The sequence below is a fragment of the Shewanella fidelis ATCC BAA-318 genome (assembly GCF_000518605.1).
Taxonomy (GTDB): Bacteria; Pseudomonadota; Gammaproteobacteria; order Enterobacterales; family Shewanellaceae; genus Shewanella; species Shewanella fidelis.
On the sequence record NZ_JADX01000025.1, the window covers coordinates 1 to 19,165 of the forward strand.

13 protein-coding genes and 1 tRNA gene are annotated in these 19,165 nt (G+C 45.5%); 3 read left to right on the plus strand and 11 right to left on the minus strand.

Annotation, left to right across the window (positions count from 1 at the left end; all coding sequences use genetic code 11):
* Positions 1 to 224: 224 nt before the first annotated feature.
* A complete protein-coding gene (gene yedE / locus L884_RS0112685; RefSeq protein WP_028767858.1) occupies positions 225 to 1,478 on the minus strand; it encodes a selenium metabolism membrane protein YedE/FdhT in 1,254 nt (417 codons plus the stop codon).
* Between the two features lie 212 nt (positions 1,479 to 1,690).
* Positions 1,691 to 2,554, minus strand: a complete 864-nt coding sequence (gene fdhD / locus L884_RS0112690) for a formate dehydrogenase accessory sulfurtransferase FdhD (protein WP_028767859.1) — start codon at positions 2,552 to 2,554, stop codon at positions 1,691 to 1,693.
* Positions 2,555 to 2,837: 283 nt separating this feature from the next.
* On the opposite strand from fdhD, the gene L884_RS23060 reads away from it, so the two are divergent.
* A tRNA-Sec gene (locus L884_RS23060) sits at positions 2,838 to 2,932 on the plus strand.
* Here L884_RS23060 and selB read toward each other — a convergent pair.
* The 9 genes from selB to zntR form a co-directional block, all read right to left on the minus strand.
* The gene (selB, locus tag L884_RS0112695; RefSeq protein ID WP_028767860.1) at positions 2,910 to 4,817 is read right to left on the minus strand and encodes a selenocysteine-specific translation elongation factor; all 1,908 of its coding nucleotides are present in this window, start codon (positions 4,815 to 4,817) and stop codon (positions 2,910 to 2,912) included. The two genes, L884_RS23060 and selB, sit on opposite strands and share 23 nt — an antisense overlap.
* On the minus strand, positions 4,814 to 6,292 hold the full coding sequence (gene selA / locus L884_RS22065) for an L-seryl-tRNA(Sec) selenium transferase (protein WP_051435629.1): 1,479 nt from the start codon (positions 6,290 to 6,292) through the stop codon (positions 4,814 to 4,816). The genes selB and selA overlap by 4 nt, the downstream gene beginning before the upstream one ends.
* Positions 6,293 to 6,387: 95 nt before the next feature.
* Positions 6,388 to 7,341, minus strand: a complete 954-nt coding sequence (gene fdhE / locus L884_RS0112705) for a formate dehydrogenase accessory protein FdhE (protein WP_028767861.1) — start codon at positions 7,339 to 7,341, stop codon at positions 6,388 to 6,390.
* A gap of 2 nt (positions 7,342 to 7,343) precedes the next feature.
* On the minus strand, positions 7,344 to 7,988 hold the full coding sequence (locus tag L884_RS0112710; RefSeq protein WP_028767862.1) for a formate dehydrogenase subunit gamma: 645 nt from the start codon (positions 7,986 to 7,988) through the stop codon (positions 7,344 to 7,346).
* Positions 7,989 to 7,993: 5 nt separating this feature from the next.
* Positions 7,994 to 8,896: a formate dehydrogenase subunit beta gene (gene fdxH, locus L884_RS0112715; protein ID WP_028767863.1), complete on the minus strand. Its 903-nt coding sequence runs from the start codon at positions 8,894 to 8,896 to the stop codon at positions 7,994 to 7,996.
* 2 nt (positions 8,897 to 8,898) lie between these two features.
* Entirely contained in the window at positions 8,899 to 11,919 is a 3,021-nt protein-coding gene (fdnG, locus tag L884_RS0112720) for a formate dehydrogenase-N subunit alpha (protein ID WP_156925688.1), read from the minus strand.
* Between the two features lie 764 nt (positions 11,920 to 12,683).
* On the minus strand, positions 12,684 to 13,073 hold the full coding sequence (locus L884_RS0112730; protein ID WP_028767866.1) for a thiol-disulfide oxidoreductase DCC family protein: 390 nt from the start codon (positions 13,071 to 13,073) through the stop codon (positions 12,684 to 12,686).
* Positions 13,074 to 13,231: 158 nt separating this feature from the next.
* Positions 13,232 to 14,614 (minus strand): SO_0444 family Cu/Zn efflux transporter, encoded by a 1,383-nt coding sequence (locus L884_RS0112735; protein WP_028767867.1) that lies wholly within the window; start codon positions 14,612 to 14,614, stop codon positions 13,232 to 13,234.
* Between the two features lie 45 nt (positions 14,615 to 14,659).
* A complete protein-coding gene (gene zntR, locus L884_RS0112740; protein WP_028767868.1) occupies positions 14,660 to 15,148 on the minus strand; it encodes a Zn(2+)-responsive transcriptional regulator in 489 nt (162 codons plus the stop codon).
* A gap of 343 nt (positions 15,149 to 15,491) precedes the next feature.
* Between zntR and purH the strand changes: the two genes are divergently transcribed.
* Entirely contained in the window at positions 15,492 to 17,081 is a 1,590-nt protein-coding gene (gene purH / locus L884_RS0112745; protein ID WP_028767869.1) for a bifunctional phosphoribosylaminoimidazolecarboxamide formyltransferase/IMP cyclohydrolase, read from the plus strand.
* A 169-nt stretch (positions 17,082 to 17,250) separates the two neighbouring features.
* Positions 17,251 to 18,552, plus strand: coding sequence for a phosphoribosylamine--glycine ligase (purD, locus tag L884_RS0112750; protein ID WP_028767870.1), 1,302 nt, complete (start codon positions 17,251 to 17,253; stop codon positions 18,550 to 18,552).
* Positions 18,553 to 19,165 lie beyond the last annotated feature (613 nt).

The window sequence follows — 19,165 nt, forward strand, 5'->3', positions numbered from 1 at the left end:
GCATCAGAATCGCTAAAACTCGCCATTCTGGAGCGTTTTTGGCTGCCTACTTCTGCGTTGAATAGCTTGATAAGGGAATAACCATTATTGCAGCTATTCGCCTTGAATTAGTTTGCCAAAAACCGCTCTGAGTAGATCAAATTCTTATACTGATTGGTATAATACCAATCAGTATAAGAGCTGAACCGCAGATTGACTCTTGGCATCAACTCCAATCCCCCATTTTAGGCTTGGCCTGTTACGGTAGAATTGGCTGTGGCTGTTAACTCTGCAAGCTTGGCGCTCATGGCTTGCTGCTGTTTCTGTTGCTGCTTAAAAAAGCGCTGCTCCCAGATTAAGATCAACACAAACGATACGCCCAGCAAAAGATAAGTCATACCCAAGCCGCCAAGTGGGCCAAACAGCTCTAGCAGGTTAATTTTGTCCCAGCTGGTCGCCATAGGCTCGGCAATCGCATCCCAGTAGTAAGCTAAAATGGTTGCGCCAATAATGTTACCTATACCTACCCACCAAAAGTGAACTTGCCCCTCTAATGCACGATACATCCAGCCTGTTTCACAGCCACCAGCAATCACAATACCGATCCCAAACAGTAAGCCACCAATCACCGCGTTCGGACCAGCCCATAGCGTTTTAGGCGTCATACCTAACTGCACATAGCTATAAATACCGATCACACTCACCGCCATGCCTAAGATAATCGCCTTAGCCATATGCGTGCGCCCCGTGATCCACATATCTCTAAATGCGGAGGTAAAGCAGATCTGTGCACGCTCAATCAATAAACCAAAGATAATTCCCATGAACATGGCAATACCTAGCTTAGTTGAGCTTTGCATAACATAGAATGAAGCCGCGATCATGGCAGCAAACACTAGCCAGCCTAAACGAAAGCGGTTCTGCACTTGATTCGGGCTGGGTTTAGCTATTTGCTTCAAGCCGCCAAGCTTAACCTTGGCGCTTGAACGGAAAAACGGTAGCAAGGTGATCTTAGCGCCTATATAAGTGCCTGCTGCAGCGGCAAAGGCAAAAATCCATGCATGTAGCGTAAACTGCGGAATACCTGTGAAAAAAGCCGCTAAGTTGCATCCCATTGCCAAACGCGCACCAAAACCGGCAATCATGCCACCGATTAGTGCCTGTGCAATACGCTTTTTAGAACTTGGCATGCGCAGCTTCATGTTGTTGGCCCACAATACCGCAGCCAAACACCCACCAAACATACCAATAATCATCACCCCGCCGACGCGATCTAGCGGTGTGCCGTTAAGGCCAATAATCTTAAAATACTGCCAAGTTTCCGGCTCAGCACCAAACCACTGCAGTATATGGCCGCCCCAACGAGTAAACTCGCCGGTTACTGCCCATAGTGAGCCTGTAAGCCCAAAGAAGTAGGTCGACAAAATACCTGCCGCAATAACGGCAGCAAAAGGCGACCAGAATTTAATAAAAAACTGATTTTTAAAGGTTAACCACATATTCCACACATACCAACTTAATACCAGTCAGCATAAACATTTACTCAGTCTGCGATATTTTCGCGCCTCTGAGTAAATCAAACTCTTATACTGACAGGTATAAAATGAAACACTTAATTTAAGCGTTTAAGCTAAGCGGTCACTTATTGCAATGCGCTTAAATTAAGTGCTAAAACGTAAAACACTCATTAACAATAAAAATAACAGCTCAACTAAACCACAGCTAAATTATTATTTTCAACATCACTGAGTGTTTCATTACATAAATATAACCTTTGAGGGTGGGTATATATTGTCACGCGGTTTTCACGACAAAATCCCACTAAGGTTATATTTGATTTATTCGCAATATCAATCGCTAATGAAGTTGCTGAAGAAATTGCAAATATAATACTGATATTGGCTATCGCTGCCTTTTGTACCATCTCAAAACTGGCTCGACTGGTTAATAACAGCGCCGCATGACGAGCCTGCTTATCAATATTGATATGACCAATTAATTTATCTAACGCGACATGACGACCGACATCTTCGAAGCAGGATATTATATCACCTTCTGCCGATAACATGGCAGCAGCATGGGTTGCACCAGTCAAATTAAATGCGGTTTGGTGCTTATGCAAATTGGCTAAAGCTATCTTTAAGCTGTTTAAGTCAAACCGCGTATCCTTGGTCACTTTCACTATGGGTTTGACCGTTTGCTCTATCTGTTCAACCCCACATAAACCACAGCCTGTACGGCCTGCAAGGCTACGACGATGAGCCTTTAACTGCATAAAACAACGTGGTGCTATCTCAATATGAACCAACACACCACTGGCAATCGTTTCTATTTCAATAGCACGAATATCACGGACACTTTCAATGATGGACTCAGATAAACTAAAACCAATAGCAAACTCTTTTAAGGCTGTTGGACATGCCATCATCACCACATGAGAAATACCATTATAAATCAACGCCACCCTCACTTCTTTGGCAACGGTTTCAATAAGTGATTGTTCTCTGTCATTACGAAAACAGGTGACTGAAGCTTGCTCAGTAATATTATTTAAGCCACATACGAGTTCCGTCATAAAACTGTTCCATTTTTCGATTAAATATTCTGCCAATTAATTGTTTAAATATTTTTAACGGCAAAATGTAAATTAGACTCACATTTACAAAACATATAAGTCGATTAATATCACTTCTCAAAACAATTCTGATGAAGTCATGTTTTAATTACTTGGTAAATAATGTCCCACTCGTGGTAACTAATAAGCCGAAATCTCATTTAGATTCACAGTTAATAAAGTTAACGACCAACCACTATTGTTTAGCTAAACCCAATTGCCTATCATGCGCCGCAAGTGATAAGGAAGAACGTCGTTTCCGGTGAAACGTCTGGACTTCAAATCCAGGTGGGGCTGCCAGCAGTCCCGGGTAGGTTCAACTCCTATGTTCTTCCGCCAAATCACTTGCGATAAAAATACTGCTATCTCGTATCACTCTCGAATTATCTTTCTTCTTACGCCAAGTTAATCCACTGCGGTCATAAAACTCTAACAGTTGAATACTGGCTTTGCGGCCAAGCTGAATAATGGCATTGAAGTCTGCAGTCTTAATCTCACCTGCCATTGCCACTTGGCTACGGATAACATCGGCGTAAAGATACAAGCTCTCTGTAAGCATGAAGCGATCTTTAACGATTGCCGATAGATATCCCAGCTGGATCAACTTGCGGCATAGTGCGCGGATCTCTTTAAGCTCAATAGCCAATGCCGCAGCAAAGTCTGTCGACCACAGCGGGCCTTTTGCCGCTAATAGCTGTTGCTTTATTTGCCGCCACAGTTGTTGTTCAACCTCAGACAGTGCCAAGTTATGACATGGCAGATGCAATAAACCACGGGTACTTTGCAACAGCTTTTGTTCTCGAAGACTGTCGGTGAGCTTTAGCAGTACTGCTAATGGGTATTGGTTGTGAGTCATGCGCTGCAAGCGGTTTATACTCAAACCTAATAGCTCAGGCGACTGTTGATGGTAATCGTCAATTAACGCCAGTAACTTTGCTGTAATCTGTGCGTGAAGCGACTTAGATAGTAAATATCCCTCAAGCGTGATCACTTGCTCATTCGTCAAACATAGGGCGTGCTCAGTTAATTGATTAGCCCAAATAAAAGCTGACTTTTGTACACAGTGCTCAGCAGTTTGTAACTGTAGACTCGCCGCTAATGAATCGCATTGCTTCAACTTTTCTAGATAAGCTAAGCGCTCAACACTGCGTTTTGCACGAGTAGGTGGGTTAATGTCTAATACCCGCAATGCACCCAACGTTGTTTTAGCGGCACTGTCGCGAACAACGATGCGGTCTTGCTCGATACAACCTAGTGGCTGCTCACATTGCAACTCAACTAAGGCACTGCCGTCAGCAAGGTTTTGCAGTAATCCTAAACGCGCCGTTGTGTGACGATTGCCAAGATGCACTTGCACATTTTGCCAGTGCTTAAATGGCAATACAGATTCAAACACGCCACAAATGGCTTTGGCTGGTCCTGCTACAGGCTCAAGCTCGGTCAACCAGTCACCGCGCTCAGCGCCCCTATGAGCATCAACCCCAGTAATATTGAGTGCGACTCGCTGGCAATGATGTGCGCTATCACTCACTCGCCCCTGACTATGTAAGGTTCGCACCTTGACCGGTTTTCGCTGACCTGAAAGATATAGGCTTTGGCCTTGACTAACTTGGCCGCTAATCACAGTGCCAGTAACTACAAGACCCGCGCCTTTTACACTAAAGGCTCTATCAATTGCCATGCGAAAGCTAGCTTGCTCGCGAGTCTGTTTAAGCTTGGTCATTTGCTTCTGAGCAAGCTCAGTAATCGCAGCACTTAACTCGCGAATACCCAAGCCTGTTTGCGCTGAAACAACATAGATAGGGCTTGGTCTTTGATTTTTTTGCAGTAGCTCCGCCACCTCTAGCTTCACCATCTCAACTCGGTCACTGTCGACCTTATCTTGCTTGGTGAGCACCACAATAAGATGTTCAAGATTAAGCAGTTGCAAAATGGCTAGATGCTCATGGGTTTGCGGCATCACGCCATCATCACAGGCGATAATAAGTAGCGCATGTTTGGCACAGCTCACTCCAGCTAGCATGGTGTTAATAAACTTACTGTGCCCCGGCACATCGACAAAGGCTAAGCGCTCACCGTCAGCTAAATCCATAAAGGCGTAGCCTAGCTCGATGGTCATGCCACGCTGTTTTTCTTCTGGCAAACGATCAGCATTGGTACCTGTTAACGCTTGAATAAGGCTAGTTTTACCGTGATCCACATGGCCTGCGGTGACAATAATCATGACGCAGCCTCCATGCTTTTGTTCTCAAAGCTAATCTCTCTATGAAAGCTAAGTAGGCTTGTTGTCAGGACTTCAATAAGCTGGTTGTCATTGTCAGTGCCTCGTAAGTCTAACCACAACTGATTAGCGGCAATCCGACCAATAATTGGCACGCTAGCAGCTTTAAACCACTTATCTAGCTGCAATACACTTGGCGAGTTATTCTGTTTGTTTGCGTTAGTATTAACAGCAAAACACAAGGCAACAGAATCAAGCAACACATCAGGTTGCGAACCGCTACCCACTTGGGTTTGGCAAGCTTGAATTGATACATCAAATACGCTGCTACTGGCTAATTGTTGCTGAAGCTCTTGTGCAAATCGTTCAAGTTCAACCAAAGGACGGGAGAGTTTTCTAAAGATAGGTAATTGGCTATCCAGCTTTTGTGGATTGCGGTACTGCATCAAGGTTGCTTCGAGCGCGGCTAGCGTCATTTTATCGCAGCGCAACGCACGTTTAAGTGGATGCGCTTGCAGCTTAGCAATTAACTCGCTATTGCCAACCACCAATCCAGCTTGCGGCCCGCCAAGCAGTTTGTCGCCAGAAAAACTGACTAGATCAACACCATCTTGTAGCATCTGCTGTGGCATTGGCTCTTTTGATAAACCAAAGCGAGACAGGTCGGTGAGCGCGCCGCTGCCAAGATCGGAGATCAGTGCAATGCCTTTGTCTTTACATAAAGCCGCAAGCTCAGCTTCTTCGGTAACTTTTGTAAAGCCACTAATATGGTAATTACTGGTGTGCACCTTCATAATCGCCGCGGTGTTTTCATTTATAGCGGCTGCGTAATCTTTAAGATGAGTACGGTTGGTACAACCCACTTCCACTAGCTTACAACCCGCCTGCGCCATAATATCGGGGATCCGAAACGCACCACCGATCTCCACCAGCTCACCACGGGAAACAATGACCTCTTTACCAGCGGCTGTTGCAGCCAGCATCAGTAAAACTGCGGCTGCATTGTTGTTTACTATGCAGCAACTGTCAGCCCCTGTTAACTCGTGGATAAGTGCTGCAATGGCACTATCGCGATGACCACGCTTGCCTTGGCCCATATCAAATTCAAGCGGCACAGGACTGCGCATTACTTGAGTGACAGCATCAATAGCAGCTTCACACATCTGCGAGCGTCCTAGGTTGGTATGCAATATAGTGCCAGTAAGATTAATCACTGGGCTCATACTTTGACGTTGAGCTTTTACGATGCGATCAGCAAGCTCAGTGCTAATATCACCGAGATCCAAACACCAATTAGGTAAGCTGTGATGACTAGCGATTTGCCGACGTGCGTCCTGCAGCATTTGCGCCAATAAGGATTTAATCCAAGGCTTGCCCTGCTGCTCGATAAAACCTATCACTTGAGGTATCAGTAACAAGCTATCCATTGCCGGTAAACAACGGTATAGCGCTTGAGTGGAGTTGATAGCTTGAGTCATAAGTCTTGGTCTAGTTTCTTCTGTTAATGCTGATTGCTGGTTAATAAAAGAGCCGCAGCGATATGCGGCTCTTGATTGCCTTTTGTTAAAGCTGATTAGTGAATATCACCCACCTTTGGCTGCGGCGCTTGCTCTTGCTCATGAGCAAGTAGCAATGGATTGACTGTGGTTGCGCTGTATCCCTGCTCAACCAAATGACTATCCATCACTAAGGTCGCCAAGTCGTCTGCCGCCACTTCAAGTCTAGGGTTGATATCGGTAAAGAACATCTTGGTATACCCTTTACAGGTGTCGCAGCTTTCAACTCGAATTGCCGCATTGGTTTCGGTCTCAGCCCACAACAACACACCTTTGCTTTCACCACATGAAGTGCACTCAGCGCGAACTTCATGCCACTCGGTTTCGCATAAACTGCAATGTAAGTAACGTAAGCCCACACGTGGCTCTTCCTTGATCACGCTCCCTACTGGGTGGCTACCACATACAGGGCATAAACGTTTATGTGCCTCACCGTTATCCGCTAAGTGTTGAGCAACATCCACAGCCCAATGCGACCAGTACACCGACAGTGAGGCCCATATAAATAGGCTGTACTGCGCTGGTACTTGAGCAAAATGACCGTTTAACATCGACTCGGCATAAGCTTGCAGTACATCAGCCTTAGCTTTAGCAAGTTCCTTTAACACTACGTGCAAGTCAGTACTCACTTTAGGCATTAGCTCACTAACTAGTTCCAGCAATACTGACTGCCAATAGTTGCCCCACTCAAAATGCTGCTGCGCCATCGGCTTATCTCGGCTTAAATCTAACTCTGGTTTTGGACCAAAGCAGCTTTTTGCCGCCTCGCCATATAGAGCCGATACCTTCTCTTGAGCGATAACTAACTGCTCGAGTAAGCCAAAGTATTCTGTTAAACCAGACTCTTCAGCCAGCTCTGCTAGTCGCTTGGCTCTAAATTGATAAACGGCTTTGGGATCAGCGGCAATCACGGTTTTAATATCCAATGACTGACCAGGGATCTTTTCAGCGTCGAGTATTGCTGTGCTCATAATTAGTGTTTTTCCTGCTTATTAGTCTGTAATTCAGGATCGTTTAGCATGTTAGGGTGATGCTTCTTGCACCAAGCCCGTGATACGTAGCCGTACAACATGCCAGCAACCGACCCTTCCACCCACGTTGCCATCCAGAAGTGCACAATCACGAAGATCAACATGATCACGGCACAGATTGCGTGGATTAAAATCGCCCACTGGATCGCACTTGCTTCAAAGTAAGGAGCAAAGTACGGCTGCCACATCATGATGCCGGTAATCGTCAGTGCGATTGAGGTCACCACGAAGGTACGGAACAGTACTTTTTGACCTGGGTTGTAATGGCCGATTGCCGGGATCTTATCCTCGTTTTCGAACATCACATCCTTGATAGCTAACATCCAAGTTAGGTCGTTCTTTTCCCACTTGTTATGGTGGTAATAGCGCACTAGCATCACCATTAACGGTAAACACATTAGTAAACCGGCAATTGGGTGAACAAAGCGTGCCATTTGCGGTGTGCCTGCAATCGCTCCCAACCATTGAAATGATGGGAAGAAGAAAGCAAAGCCGGTTAGGAATGTCACCAAACCTGCTGCAACCACAAACCAATGACAGATGCGGTCGAACAACTTATGGCGCAAAATCATATTCTGCTTATGCATGAGCGTTACTCCTTATCTGACTTATCTTCGTGAGTGTGGTCGAACGCTGCTGGCTCGTCCTCTTCAACAAGGTTACGACCCACAGTGATGCGGTGTAGACACGCAACAGCAACTGTTGCCATGATCCCCGCTGCACCTAATGGTTTAACCACGTCTTGCCATAACTTAACTGGCACACTCGTTTTCGGATCGGCTGGTAAGCCATAGTCTTGCGGCTTATTAATGTCATGCAAAATCATAATCATACCTGTACCACCCACGCCTTCAGGGTTATATAGGCCGGCATTAACATAGCCACGTTTACGCAACTCTTTAATCCGTAAGTCTGCAATAAATAGCATGTCTTCACGGGTACCGTATTTCAGCGCGCCTGTGATACACGACTTCACACAAGCAGGCTCTTGGCCAACTTGGATCCGGTCTGAACACATGGTGCACTTGTAGGCTTTTTGATCGATAGGATCGAGTCTTGGTACATCGAACGGACAAGCCGATACACAGTAACCACAACCGGTACACTTATCAGAATCAAAATCCACCACACCGTTAGCGTGCTGTACGATGGCACCTTTAGTCGAACAAGCAGTTAAACAAGCTGGATCGTCACAGTGCATACATGCGCTATGGGCAAAACGCCAATTTAGCTTGTTATCTCGCTCAACTTCTTGGTACTTCATCAGTGTCCAACACTCTGAAGACAGATCCATTGGGTTCTGGTAAGAACCTTGGAAGCTACCTACTGGGGCGCGCAAATCGTTCCATTCAGAACAAGACACCTGACACGCTTTACAGCCATTACATTTGGTGGCATCGAATAACTTAGCCACTTTACTTAACTTACGTCGAACCTGCGCTGCAGGAGTAAGCTCTGATGTACCAGAGCTTAAAATGATATCTTGAGCAGACATGTTTAAACTCCTTCAGCCTTAGCGATATCCACAAGGAACGCCTTAAATTCAGGCACCTGGGTATTCGCATCGCCCACTTCAGTGGTCAGTACGTTACAGCTATAACTTCTGCGGGTAAGTGCGTTGTGACCACCATGACGCGGTAGACCTACTGTATGCACCATCTGGCCATGAACTTTCAGTGGCTGCAGACGCTTAGTCACTAATGCTTTAGTTAACAAACTACCGCGCTTAGAGCTCACTTTGACCCAATCGCCATTAGCAATGCCTTTCTTCGCCGCTAGAATTTCATCAAGTTCGACAAAAGTTTCCGGCATAGAAATCGCGGCTAAACGACAGTGAATAGTCCAGAAATTAAAGTGCTCAGTTAACGAGTAAGTAGTACACACATACGGGAATTCATTATGTGAACCCAATGTGCTCTCTACGCCCTCTAACAAACGTACCGCAGGGTTACTAACAACATTAGGGTGTAATGGGTTAGTACCAATTGGTGACTCCATCGGCTCGTAATGCTCTGGGAACGGACCTTCTGCTAATAGTTTTAGCGAGAAGAAACGACCCACACCCTCAGGCTGCATAATGAACGGATGTGCTGACTCTTGCGGTGGTAACGTCATATTGAAGTCACCCACGTCGATGCCGTGCCACTTGCCGTGGTTCCACTCAACGATCATGCGTTTTGGATCCCAAGGCTTACCATTCACATCACACGATGCACGGTTGTAGAGTACGCGGCGGTTTTGCGGCCAAGAGAACGCCCAACCTGGAGTGATACCTTTACCTGACGTATCAGAGTTATCACGACGCGCCATCATGTTGCCTTCTTCGGTCCAACTACCAGAGTAGATCCAGCAACCACACGAAGTACTACCGTCATCTTTTAACTGGCTGAAGCTATCAAGCTGCTTACCGGTTTTAAGGTCGATACCATTAAGCTCTTTTGCCACTTCTTCGCCGTGCGGGAAGTATGGGTTGTGGTAGCCCGCCCAGTTAACCGCTTCAATCGGCTCCGGTAATACACCACCTTCAGCTTTATACAGCTCGCGCAACTTCATTAAGATCCCAGATAAGATCTCGGCATCAGGCTTAGATTCGCCCGGTGGATTCGCGCCCTTCCAGTGCCACTGCATCCAGCGACCAGAGTTAACGATACAACCTTCTTCTTCAGCAAATAACGTCGTCGGTAAGCGGAAAACTTGGGTTTGAATTTCGCTTGGCTGCACGTCGTTAAATTCGCCTGCTTTTTGCCAGAATACTGAGGTCTCTGTCGCTAACGGATCCATTACCACCAAGTATTTAAGCTTGCACAATGCCGCTAAGGTCTTGTTACGGTTTGGCATAGAGTTAATCGCGTTAACCCCTTGCACGAAATAACCGTTCACTTGGCCCTTGTACATCATGTCGATGTGCTTGGTGAAGTCGTACTGTAAATCCCACTTAGGTAACCAGTCATAACCAAAACTGTTAGCCGCAGTTGCGTGCTCACCCCAGAAACTCTTCATCTGTGAGATAAAGAACTTAGGATAGTTAGACCAGTAGTTAGTTTGGCCCGGACGCAACGCTTTAGGCGTATAATTATTTAGATATGTGGTTAAATCTGTATCGTTATCATTTGGTAGCTTTAAGTAGCCCGGTAGGTTCTGACATAGCAGACCCATATCGGTTGCGCCCTGTACGTTTGAGTGACCACGTAGTGCGTTAACACCACCACCCAATACACCGATATTACCTAGTAGCAACTGCACTAATGCCATAGAACGGATGTTCTGCGCGCCTTTAGTGTGGTGGGTCCAGCCCAATGCATACATGAAAGTCGCCGCTTTATCATGAACGTGTGTGCTACCAATTAGGGCACAAACTTTTTCATAATCTTCAACTGGCGTACCGGTAATATTGCTTACAGTTTCAAAGTCGTAACGGTCAACGTGCTGCTTTAATAAGTTCCACACACAACGTGGATGCTCATAGGTTTCATCAACTTTGGCATAACCATCTTCATCTAATTCGTAGTACCAAGAGTCTTTGTCGTAAGTACGACTCTTGTCATCAAAACCACTAAATAGGCCTTCATTGAATTCGAAATCTTCACGAATAATGTAGCTCGCGTTGGTATACGCTTTGACGTACTCGTAGTTAACTTGCTTAGTCTCAATGAGGTATCGACATAGACCTAAAAGGAATGCGATATCAGTACCACTACGAAGTGGTGCATAGCAGTCAGCTAACGCTGCACTGCGGTTAAAGCGTGGGTCCACAACCACCAACTTGGCGTTATTGTGTTCCATAGCTTCCGTTACCCAACCGAAACCGACAGGATGTGCTTCAGCGGCATTGCCGCCCATGATCACCACGACATTTGAGTTCTTAATATCGATCCAGTGGTTGGTCATGGCACCGCGCCCAAATGTTGGAGCAAGACTTGCTACCGTTGGGGAGTGTCAGTTACGCGCAATAGTATCGATGGCCACTAGGCCAAGAGAACGAGCAAACTTGTGAGTAATAAAACCACCTTCGTTTGGCTGTGCCGATGAAGTCATCATACCGGTACTCAACCAACGGTTTACTGTGGTGCCATCACTATTTTTTTCAATCAGGTTTTCATCGCGGTCGTCTTTCATCAAACGTGCGATACGGCTGAATGCCTCATCCCAGCTAATACGTTTCCACTCGTTAGAACCTGGTTCACGTACTTCAGGGAAATGGTTACGGTTAGGGCTATTTACATAGTCGACTAGACCCGCACCTTTAGGACACAATGCGCCGCGGTTCACCGGATGGTCAGCGTCGCCTTCAATGTGGAAAATCGCTTTCTCAGCGTTTTTACCGTTGCTGCCATGGCTGTACATCAACAAGCCACAACCCACTGAGCAATAACAACAGTTATTGCGGGTTTCTTTTGCTCTCAACAACTTATACTCGCGGGGCGCAGCCATCGCAGTACCGGGCATTAACCCTAGTGCTGATATTGCTGATGTGGTCGCTCCGCAGGCACACAGTTTAAAAAACTGTCGTCTGTCCATATAACCCTCACACTATTAGTATTTTCTACTTCACGTCGACATCTCATCTCGGCGTGGTAGTTTTGATGTGTGTTAATTAAACCCACTTCAAAAATCATTTTGTCGCCGATGACAAAGCAACTGAAACGCTTGTTATCATCAAATACAACAAACAAGATGATTTAATCACTGCTTAACTAACGCAGAGGATTATCCCCAAAGTTACTTAAACGGACAATTTATAACACAAGATCAATATCACACTAAAAAGACAAAAGAGAAATATGCTAAAAGCAAACAAAAACACACCACAAGAACAAAATTAAAAACTAGTAAAAACAATATATTCAAAATTAAAAACCAAAAAGACACCATCAATACAAAATGGACATTTTGTCGCAAAATGAAAAGACATTTTGTCTCACAATTAATTAGATCGCAGATGTTAAATTGCAGAATAAATTTGCGTCCAGCGACGACAGGAAAAGAGCTTGATAGCAAGCTTAACAAGGGGAAGGCTGCAAAATGAATTGTTAACCATAGCGCAACGACAAAGTGTCGAAGCTGAACCGAATAGCCATTTTAGACAATATGGCACACCTAAAAACCTTAATAATTATATGGCGATTTTATTTTACGCCTAAAAATGGCTTGATTTGCCGTTAGGTCAAATAACTAAGGTAGGCTTCTCTGGCAGCTATTGCGCAATTTGACTCAGTCTTTTTCAACTAGCAGCATTAGCAGTAATGTGTAATTGATATATGACAAGGCTATTTGTACTGCGGCTAGCGTTTGGGTAAGCGGCAAATCGCTTTTTGACCAAACAAACGGTAACGGTGTTTGGCAATGAAGTTATAGATCGCGTTGCGTAAAGCCCTTGGAAGTAAAACCGCATACCTTAGTAAATGAGGCGCACCATGGAGTCGTTTGGCTATTTCAATAACGGCATCGCTACGTAAATAGCACTGTTGCCGCTTTATCAAGACCACGCTATCCATAGCCACATCCGTTAATTGATATTGGCTCAACAGTGCTTGCCCCTGTATCGATTGCAATGCAACCAACTCAAACTCTTTATGAGGATCATGACGTGTAATAACACTCACAGCACCATCGCATAGGTTGCACACGCCATCGAAAATCACAACAGCAGTTTGCTTAGCACTCTTTTTCAAGCAACTTCCTCCTCAACACTTATTGTCGATGCTTTTGTTGCTAACATGGTTTAACAAAATATGGCCAAGTAAAGCAACCTGCTTCAGATGGTTTAGCGCTAAAAAAGAGGCGCTCAATGAGCGCCTCTTTTAAAACCGGTAGCACGATTGCTAAACAACTAAGAACAGCAATCTCGACGCCACCAGTTTTTAGGTAGCTTATCTAAGAAAACCTTGGCCATGAGTATCGCTAAGATCACCCCAGAGGTATAAACAATGCCCGCTGGCAATAGCTCATGCTGCTCACCAATTTGCGGCATCACCACAAAGCCGAAAGTATCCACTAAGTAATTCACCAAGATACCAGACACTAACGCAACACCTAACACGCCACCTAAATAGCCATATAAAGCGCGTTTACCTAGCTCTTTAGTTACCACGCCTAAGGTCGCGATATTAGTAGCTGGGCCTGCTAACATGAACACCAGCACAGCGCCTGGTGATACGCCGGCTAACAATAAACCTGCTGCAATAGGTGTTGATGCCGTAGCACAGATATACATAGGTACAGAGATCAGTACCATCACTAACATAGCTAAAATGCCGTCGCCCCACTTCGCCATAAAGTCTGCTGGTACATAGGTTTGTACTAGTGCCGCGAAGAATAAACCAATTAGCAACCATATAGTTGTATCACGCACTAAGTCTGTCGCCGCGTAATGTAAGCCCTTACCGATCCGGCTGATTACTGAAGTGCCTTTTAGTTCGCTAGCAATATCTTTGGTTGACTCACAGCAGCTACCCGCTTCGTTATCGCTGTGACTATGGTTAGCTGTATCCGTTTTTTTGCTGCTACAACAAGATGATTTTTCTGGCGTTACTGCTGCTGGGGCTTTAGTTGAGCAGCACGAAGACTTTTCGGTTTTAGCTTCCACCGTTTCAACGGCTTTTTTACTGCTACAACAAGAGGACACAGCTTCTACTATAGGTTCGGCTTCTTTACTACTACAGCAAGAACTCACAGCCTCAGCTTTAGGCTCGACTTTTTTACTACAGCATGAACTCACAGTTTCAGTTTTAGGCTCGACCTTTTTACTACTGCAGCAAGATGATGCTGATGCGCTGTTGCCGTTAGATTCAGTTTGTTTACTGCTTACCTGCTCATCATCGTCATCACGGCCTACCAATAGACCGGCAACAATCGCACTCATTACTGCCGCAATCGGTCTCACAATAGCCATGAATGGCCCAAGTAATACATAAGAAACCGTTACGGAATCTACACCTGTCTCAGGTGTAGACACCAAGAATGAAGTCGTTGCAGCTTTTGAAGCACCACTGCGACGTAGACCAACTGCGGCAGGAATGACGCCGCATGAACACAAGGGTAATGGTGCCCCCAATACTGCAGCCTTTACCGTCGTTTTAACGCCATGACCACCCAGCTGTTTCTGCATCCATGCCATAGGCACAAACATCTTCAACATACCAGCCAATACTAGACCGAGCAAAAGCCAGGGGGCTGACTCTAAAAACAGCTCAATAAAGTTCTCTAATAACATAACGACTTCTCACATGTATGGTTATATTCAAATAGCTTTCAATATCTAAATGGGATCTTGTTTATCAGTGCATGCTTTAGTGAACTCATGCTCAGCAAAGCCATGCTTATCATTTTCACAGCGGATACTGTCAGTGTTTGACTCTAACGCTTCTAGAATCGAGCAATGCTCTGCACTTTCGGGCCCACCACAACAAGCTTGCGACAGCCTTTGCAGCGACAATTGAAAATGGTTTAACTCAGCAATTTTGGCTTCGACACTGGCTAACTTGTCATCCACCATGCCTTTTACATCGGCACAAGCCCAGTTAGATTTATCCAGCTCAATCGATAACAGCTCCGTTATTTCTGCTAACGTAAAGCCCACAGCTTTAGCACGTAAAATAAAACGTAGCCGCTCAGCATCAGCCTCGGTATAAATACGGTAGCCTGAGTCAGTTCTCGATGAGGGCGATAACAAACCGTGCTTTTCGTAAAAACGTAAAGTATCAGCTTTAACTTCACATAGTTGTGCTAACTCACCGATTCGATACATGCATGACTCCGTTTCAAATTACATTTTATTGCCAAGATACAGCGACTAAAAAGTGCAGACTTTAATGCGACAATAAGCCAAGTATAAACCTTGGAGTTGTATCCAAGGTCAAGCCTTATTCTGCGCTTAAATAAATAACAAAGCTTGTTCTGCTGAACGTATTGTGAAATCGCGCAGAAAAAAACACCGCCAAAGGCAAATTTACGGTAAAATACGCGCGCCGTGACGATAGGTATAAAAATTGAGGGACTTTTGGAAAGCAGTGTAGCTCGCGATGGTGCGGATAATACTGTTCTGTTTTCCGAAAGATCCTTAAAAATAACTACTGGACCCTGTACCTACAATGAATAATGCCAGACCTATTCGTCGCGCGCTGTTAAGCGTTTCAGATAAAACCGGAATCCTAGAGTTTGCACAAGCGCTGCATGCTCAAGGTGTTGAGCTACTTTCTACTGGTGGCACCGCACGCCTGCTGGCTGATAATGGCGTGCCTGTCATTGAAGTATCAGATTATACTGGTCACCCAGAGATCATGGATGGCCGCGTTAAAACCCTGCACCCTAAAGTGCATGGCGGCATTTTGGCGCGTCGTGGTATCGACGAAATCGTAATGGAACAAAACAATATCAAGCCTATCGACTTGGTTGCTGTTAACTTGTATCCGTTTGCAGCGACAGTTGCACAAGAGGGCTGCACACTTGCCGATGCGATTGAAAACATCGATATCGGTGGTCCAACTATGGTTCGCTCTACGGCTAAAAACCACAAAGACACCACTATCATCGTTAACGCGAAAGATTACGACCGCGTCATTGCTGAAATGCAAGCAAACGAAGGTAGCACCACCCTTGAAACTCGCTTTGATTTAGCCATTGCTGCATTTGAACACACAGCAGCATACGACGGCATGATTGCTAACTACTTTGGTACTAAAGTACCGGCACACAGCAAAGATGAGTGCCATGCTGATTCTAAGTTCCCACGTACTTACAATACTCAGCTAGTTAAAAAGCAAGACCTACGCTACGGCGAAAACAGCCATCAAACAGCTGCTTTCTATGTTGATACCAACCTTGATGAAGCTTCTGTTGCTACTGCAGTTCAACTCCAAGGTAAGGCACTTTCATACAACAACATCGCCGATACCGATGCTGCACTAGAGTGCGTAAAAGAGTTCGACGAACCAGCATGTGTGATTGTTAAGCACGCTAACCCATGTGGCGTAGCCATTGGTGAAAACCTGCTCGAAGCTTATAACCGTGCATTCCAAACCGATCCAACATCAGCATTCGGTGGCATCATCGCCTTTAACGGCGAACTAGATGCAGCAACCGCTAGCGCCATTGTTGAACGCCAATTTGTTGAAGTCATTATTGCCCCTAAAGTGAGCCAAGCGGCTCGTGACGTAGTAGCAGCAAAAGCTAACGTACGTTTACTTGAGTGTGGCGAATGGGCGACTAAGACTAGCAGCCTAGATTACAAGCGCGTCAACGGCGGCTTACTGCTGCAAGATCGCGACCAAGGCATGGTTGGTCTTGAAGAGGTTAAGGTGGTTTCTAAGCGTCAGCCAACTGCTGAAGAGATGAAAGACCTAATGTTCTGCTGGAAAGTGGCTAAGTTTGTTAAGTCAAACGCGATTGTATACGCCAAAAACAGCATGACTATCGGTGTAGGCGCAGGCCAAATGAGCCGAGTTTACAGTGCTAAAGTTGCTGGTATTAAAGCGGCTGATGAAGGCCTAGAAGTACAAAACTCAGTAATGGCATCAGATGCATTCTTCCCATTCCGTGATGGTATCGATGCTGCAGCGGCTGCAGGTATCAGCTGTATCATCCAGCCTGGTGGTTCTATCCGCGATGAAGAGATCATCGCTGCTGCAGACGAGCACGGCATGGCAATGGTATTTACTGGTATGCGTCACTTCCGTCATTAATTGGTTTGCGCGAATAAAGGGCTTTATTCGCGCATTAACAAAATTAATATTTAACGTTTAGAGCAAGCCATTTTTTCTAGGTAAAAAAAAGCACGCGCAGCGTATGCCAATACGTGAGCATGCTTGATGCAGTGATAGGAAGAATGGCGCAGCTATAAAAGGTAAAGATATGAAAGTATTGATTATTGGTGGCGGCGGTCGCGAACATGCATTGGCGTGGAAAGCTGCGCAATCTGAGCAAGTAAAAACTGTCTTTGTTGCCCCTGGTAACGCTGGCACAGCATTAGAACCAAAACTTGAAAACGTCGCAATTAACGTTGAAGAGATTTCAGCGTTAGTGGCATTTGCCACAGAGCAAAAAGTGGCTATCACCATTGTTGGCCCAGAAGTACCATTAGCACTTGGCGTTGTCGACGCCTTTAACGAAGCAGGGCTACCTATCTTTGGCCCAACCAAAGGTGCTGCGCAGCTAGAGTCTTCTAAAGCCTTTACTAAAGACTTTTTGGCTCGTCACGATATTCCTACAGCGGCTTACTCAAACTTTACTGAGATTGAACCAGCTAAAGCCTATGTTAAGCAAGTGACTGGTTTGACAGGTTTCCCTATCGTAATTAAAGCCGACGGCCTAGCTGCAGGTAAAGGCGTTATCATCGCAGCCGATCAAAGCGAAGCTGATGCTGCTATCGAAGATATGCTTGCCGGCAACAAATTTGGTGAAGCAGGTTCTCGCGTAGTGATCGAAGAGTTCCTAAAAGGCGAAGAAGCCAGCTTTATTGTGATGGTTGACGGTAAAAATATTCTTGCTATGGCCACCAGCCAAGACCATAAAGCTCGTGATAATGGTGATCATGGCCCTAACACTGGCGGCATGGGCGCATACTCTCCAGCTCCGGTAGTGACCCAAGCAGTTCACGATTGGACCATCGAAAATGTAATCCGCCCAACAGTAGATGGCATGGCAGCTGAAGGCAATGTTTACACTGGCTTCCTATACGCAGGCTTGATGATTGCACCAGATGGAAGCGCTAAAGTGCTTGAGTACAACTGCCGCTTTGGCGATCCTGAAACTCAGCCAATTATGATGCGCCTTAAGTCTGATTTAGTTGAACTGTGTCTAGCGGCAACTCGCGGCGAACTAAATCAAGTTACAGCCGAGTTTGACTCACGCGCAGCTGTAGGCGTAGTTATGGCTGCAGGTGGCTACCCTGATGCATACCGCAAGCATGATGTGATTGATGGCCTATCGCTAGGCAATAATGACGCTAAAGTGTTCCATGCCGGCACTAGCATGCAAGACGGTCACGTGGTAACGAATGGCGGCCGTGTATTATGCGCTACCGCCCTTGGTAATACAGTCACAGCAGCACAGCAAGCAGCTTATGGTTTAGTTGATGCTATCCATTGGGATGACGTCTACTTTAGAACTGACATTGCTTACCGCGCGATTGCCCGTGAAAACGGTGAAGGTTAATTAACTGTGTAATATTGGCTCGTGAAAATGGCGAAGGTTAATTAACCGCCCTGCATCGCCTACCGTGAGATATTGGCCCGTGAAAACGGTGAAGGTTAATTAACTGTGTAATATTGGCTCGTGAAAATGGCGAAGGTTAATTAACCGCCCTGCATCGCCTACCGTGTGATATTGGCCCGTGAAAACGGTGAAGGTTAATTAACCGCCCTGCATCGCCTACCGTGAGATATTGGCCCGTGAAAACGGTGAAGGTTAATTAACTGTGTAATATTGGCTCGTGAAAATGGCGAAGGTTAATTAACCGCCCTGCATCGCCTACCGTGTGATATTGGCCCGTGAAAACGGCAAAGGTTAAACAAATTTAGTTCTAGCTTAAAAGCCCTGTTAACTCAGGGCTTTTTTATGTCGGTGATTTAGCTCGATGAATCAGCGATGCCGCTGTCTATGCCACTTCTCTAGCAAACAAAAAAATCGCACCAACATCAAGTAATTCAGTTTAATGTGATCTATATTACACAAACTCTGCATCGTAAGGCGCATGCTAGAGCTATAGAGATGGCGCATTCAAACCAAAACAATTAAATCGAATGCACTACTAATATCATTAGATTTT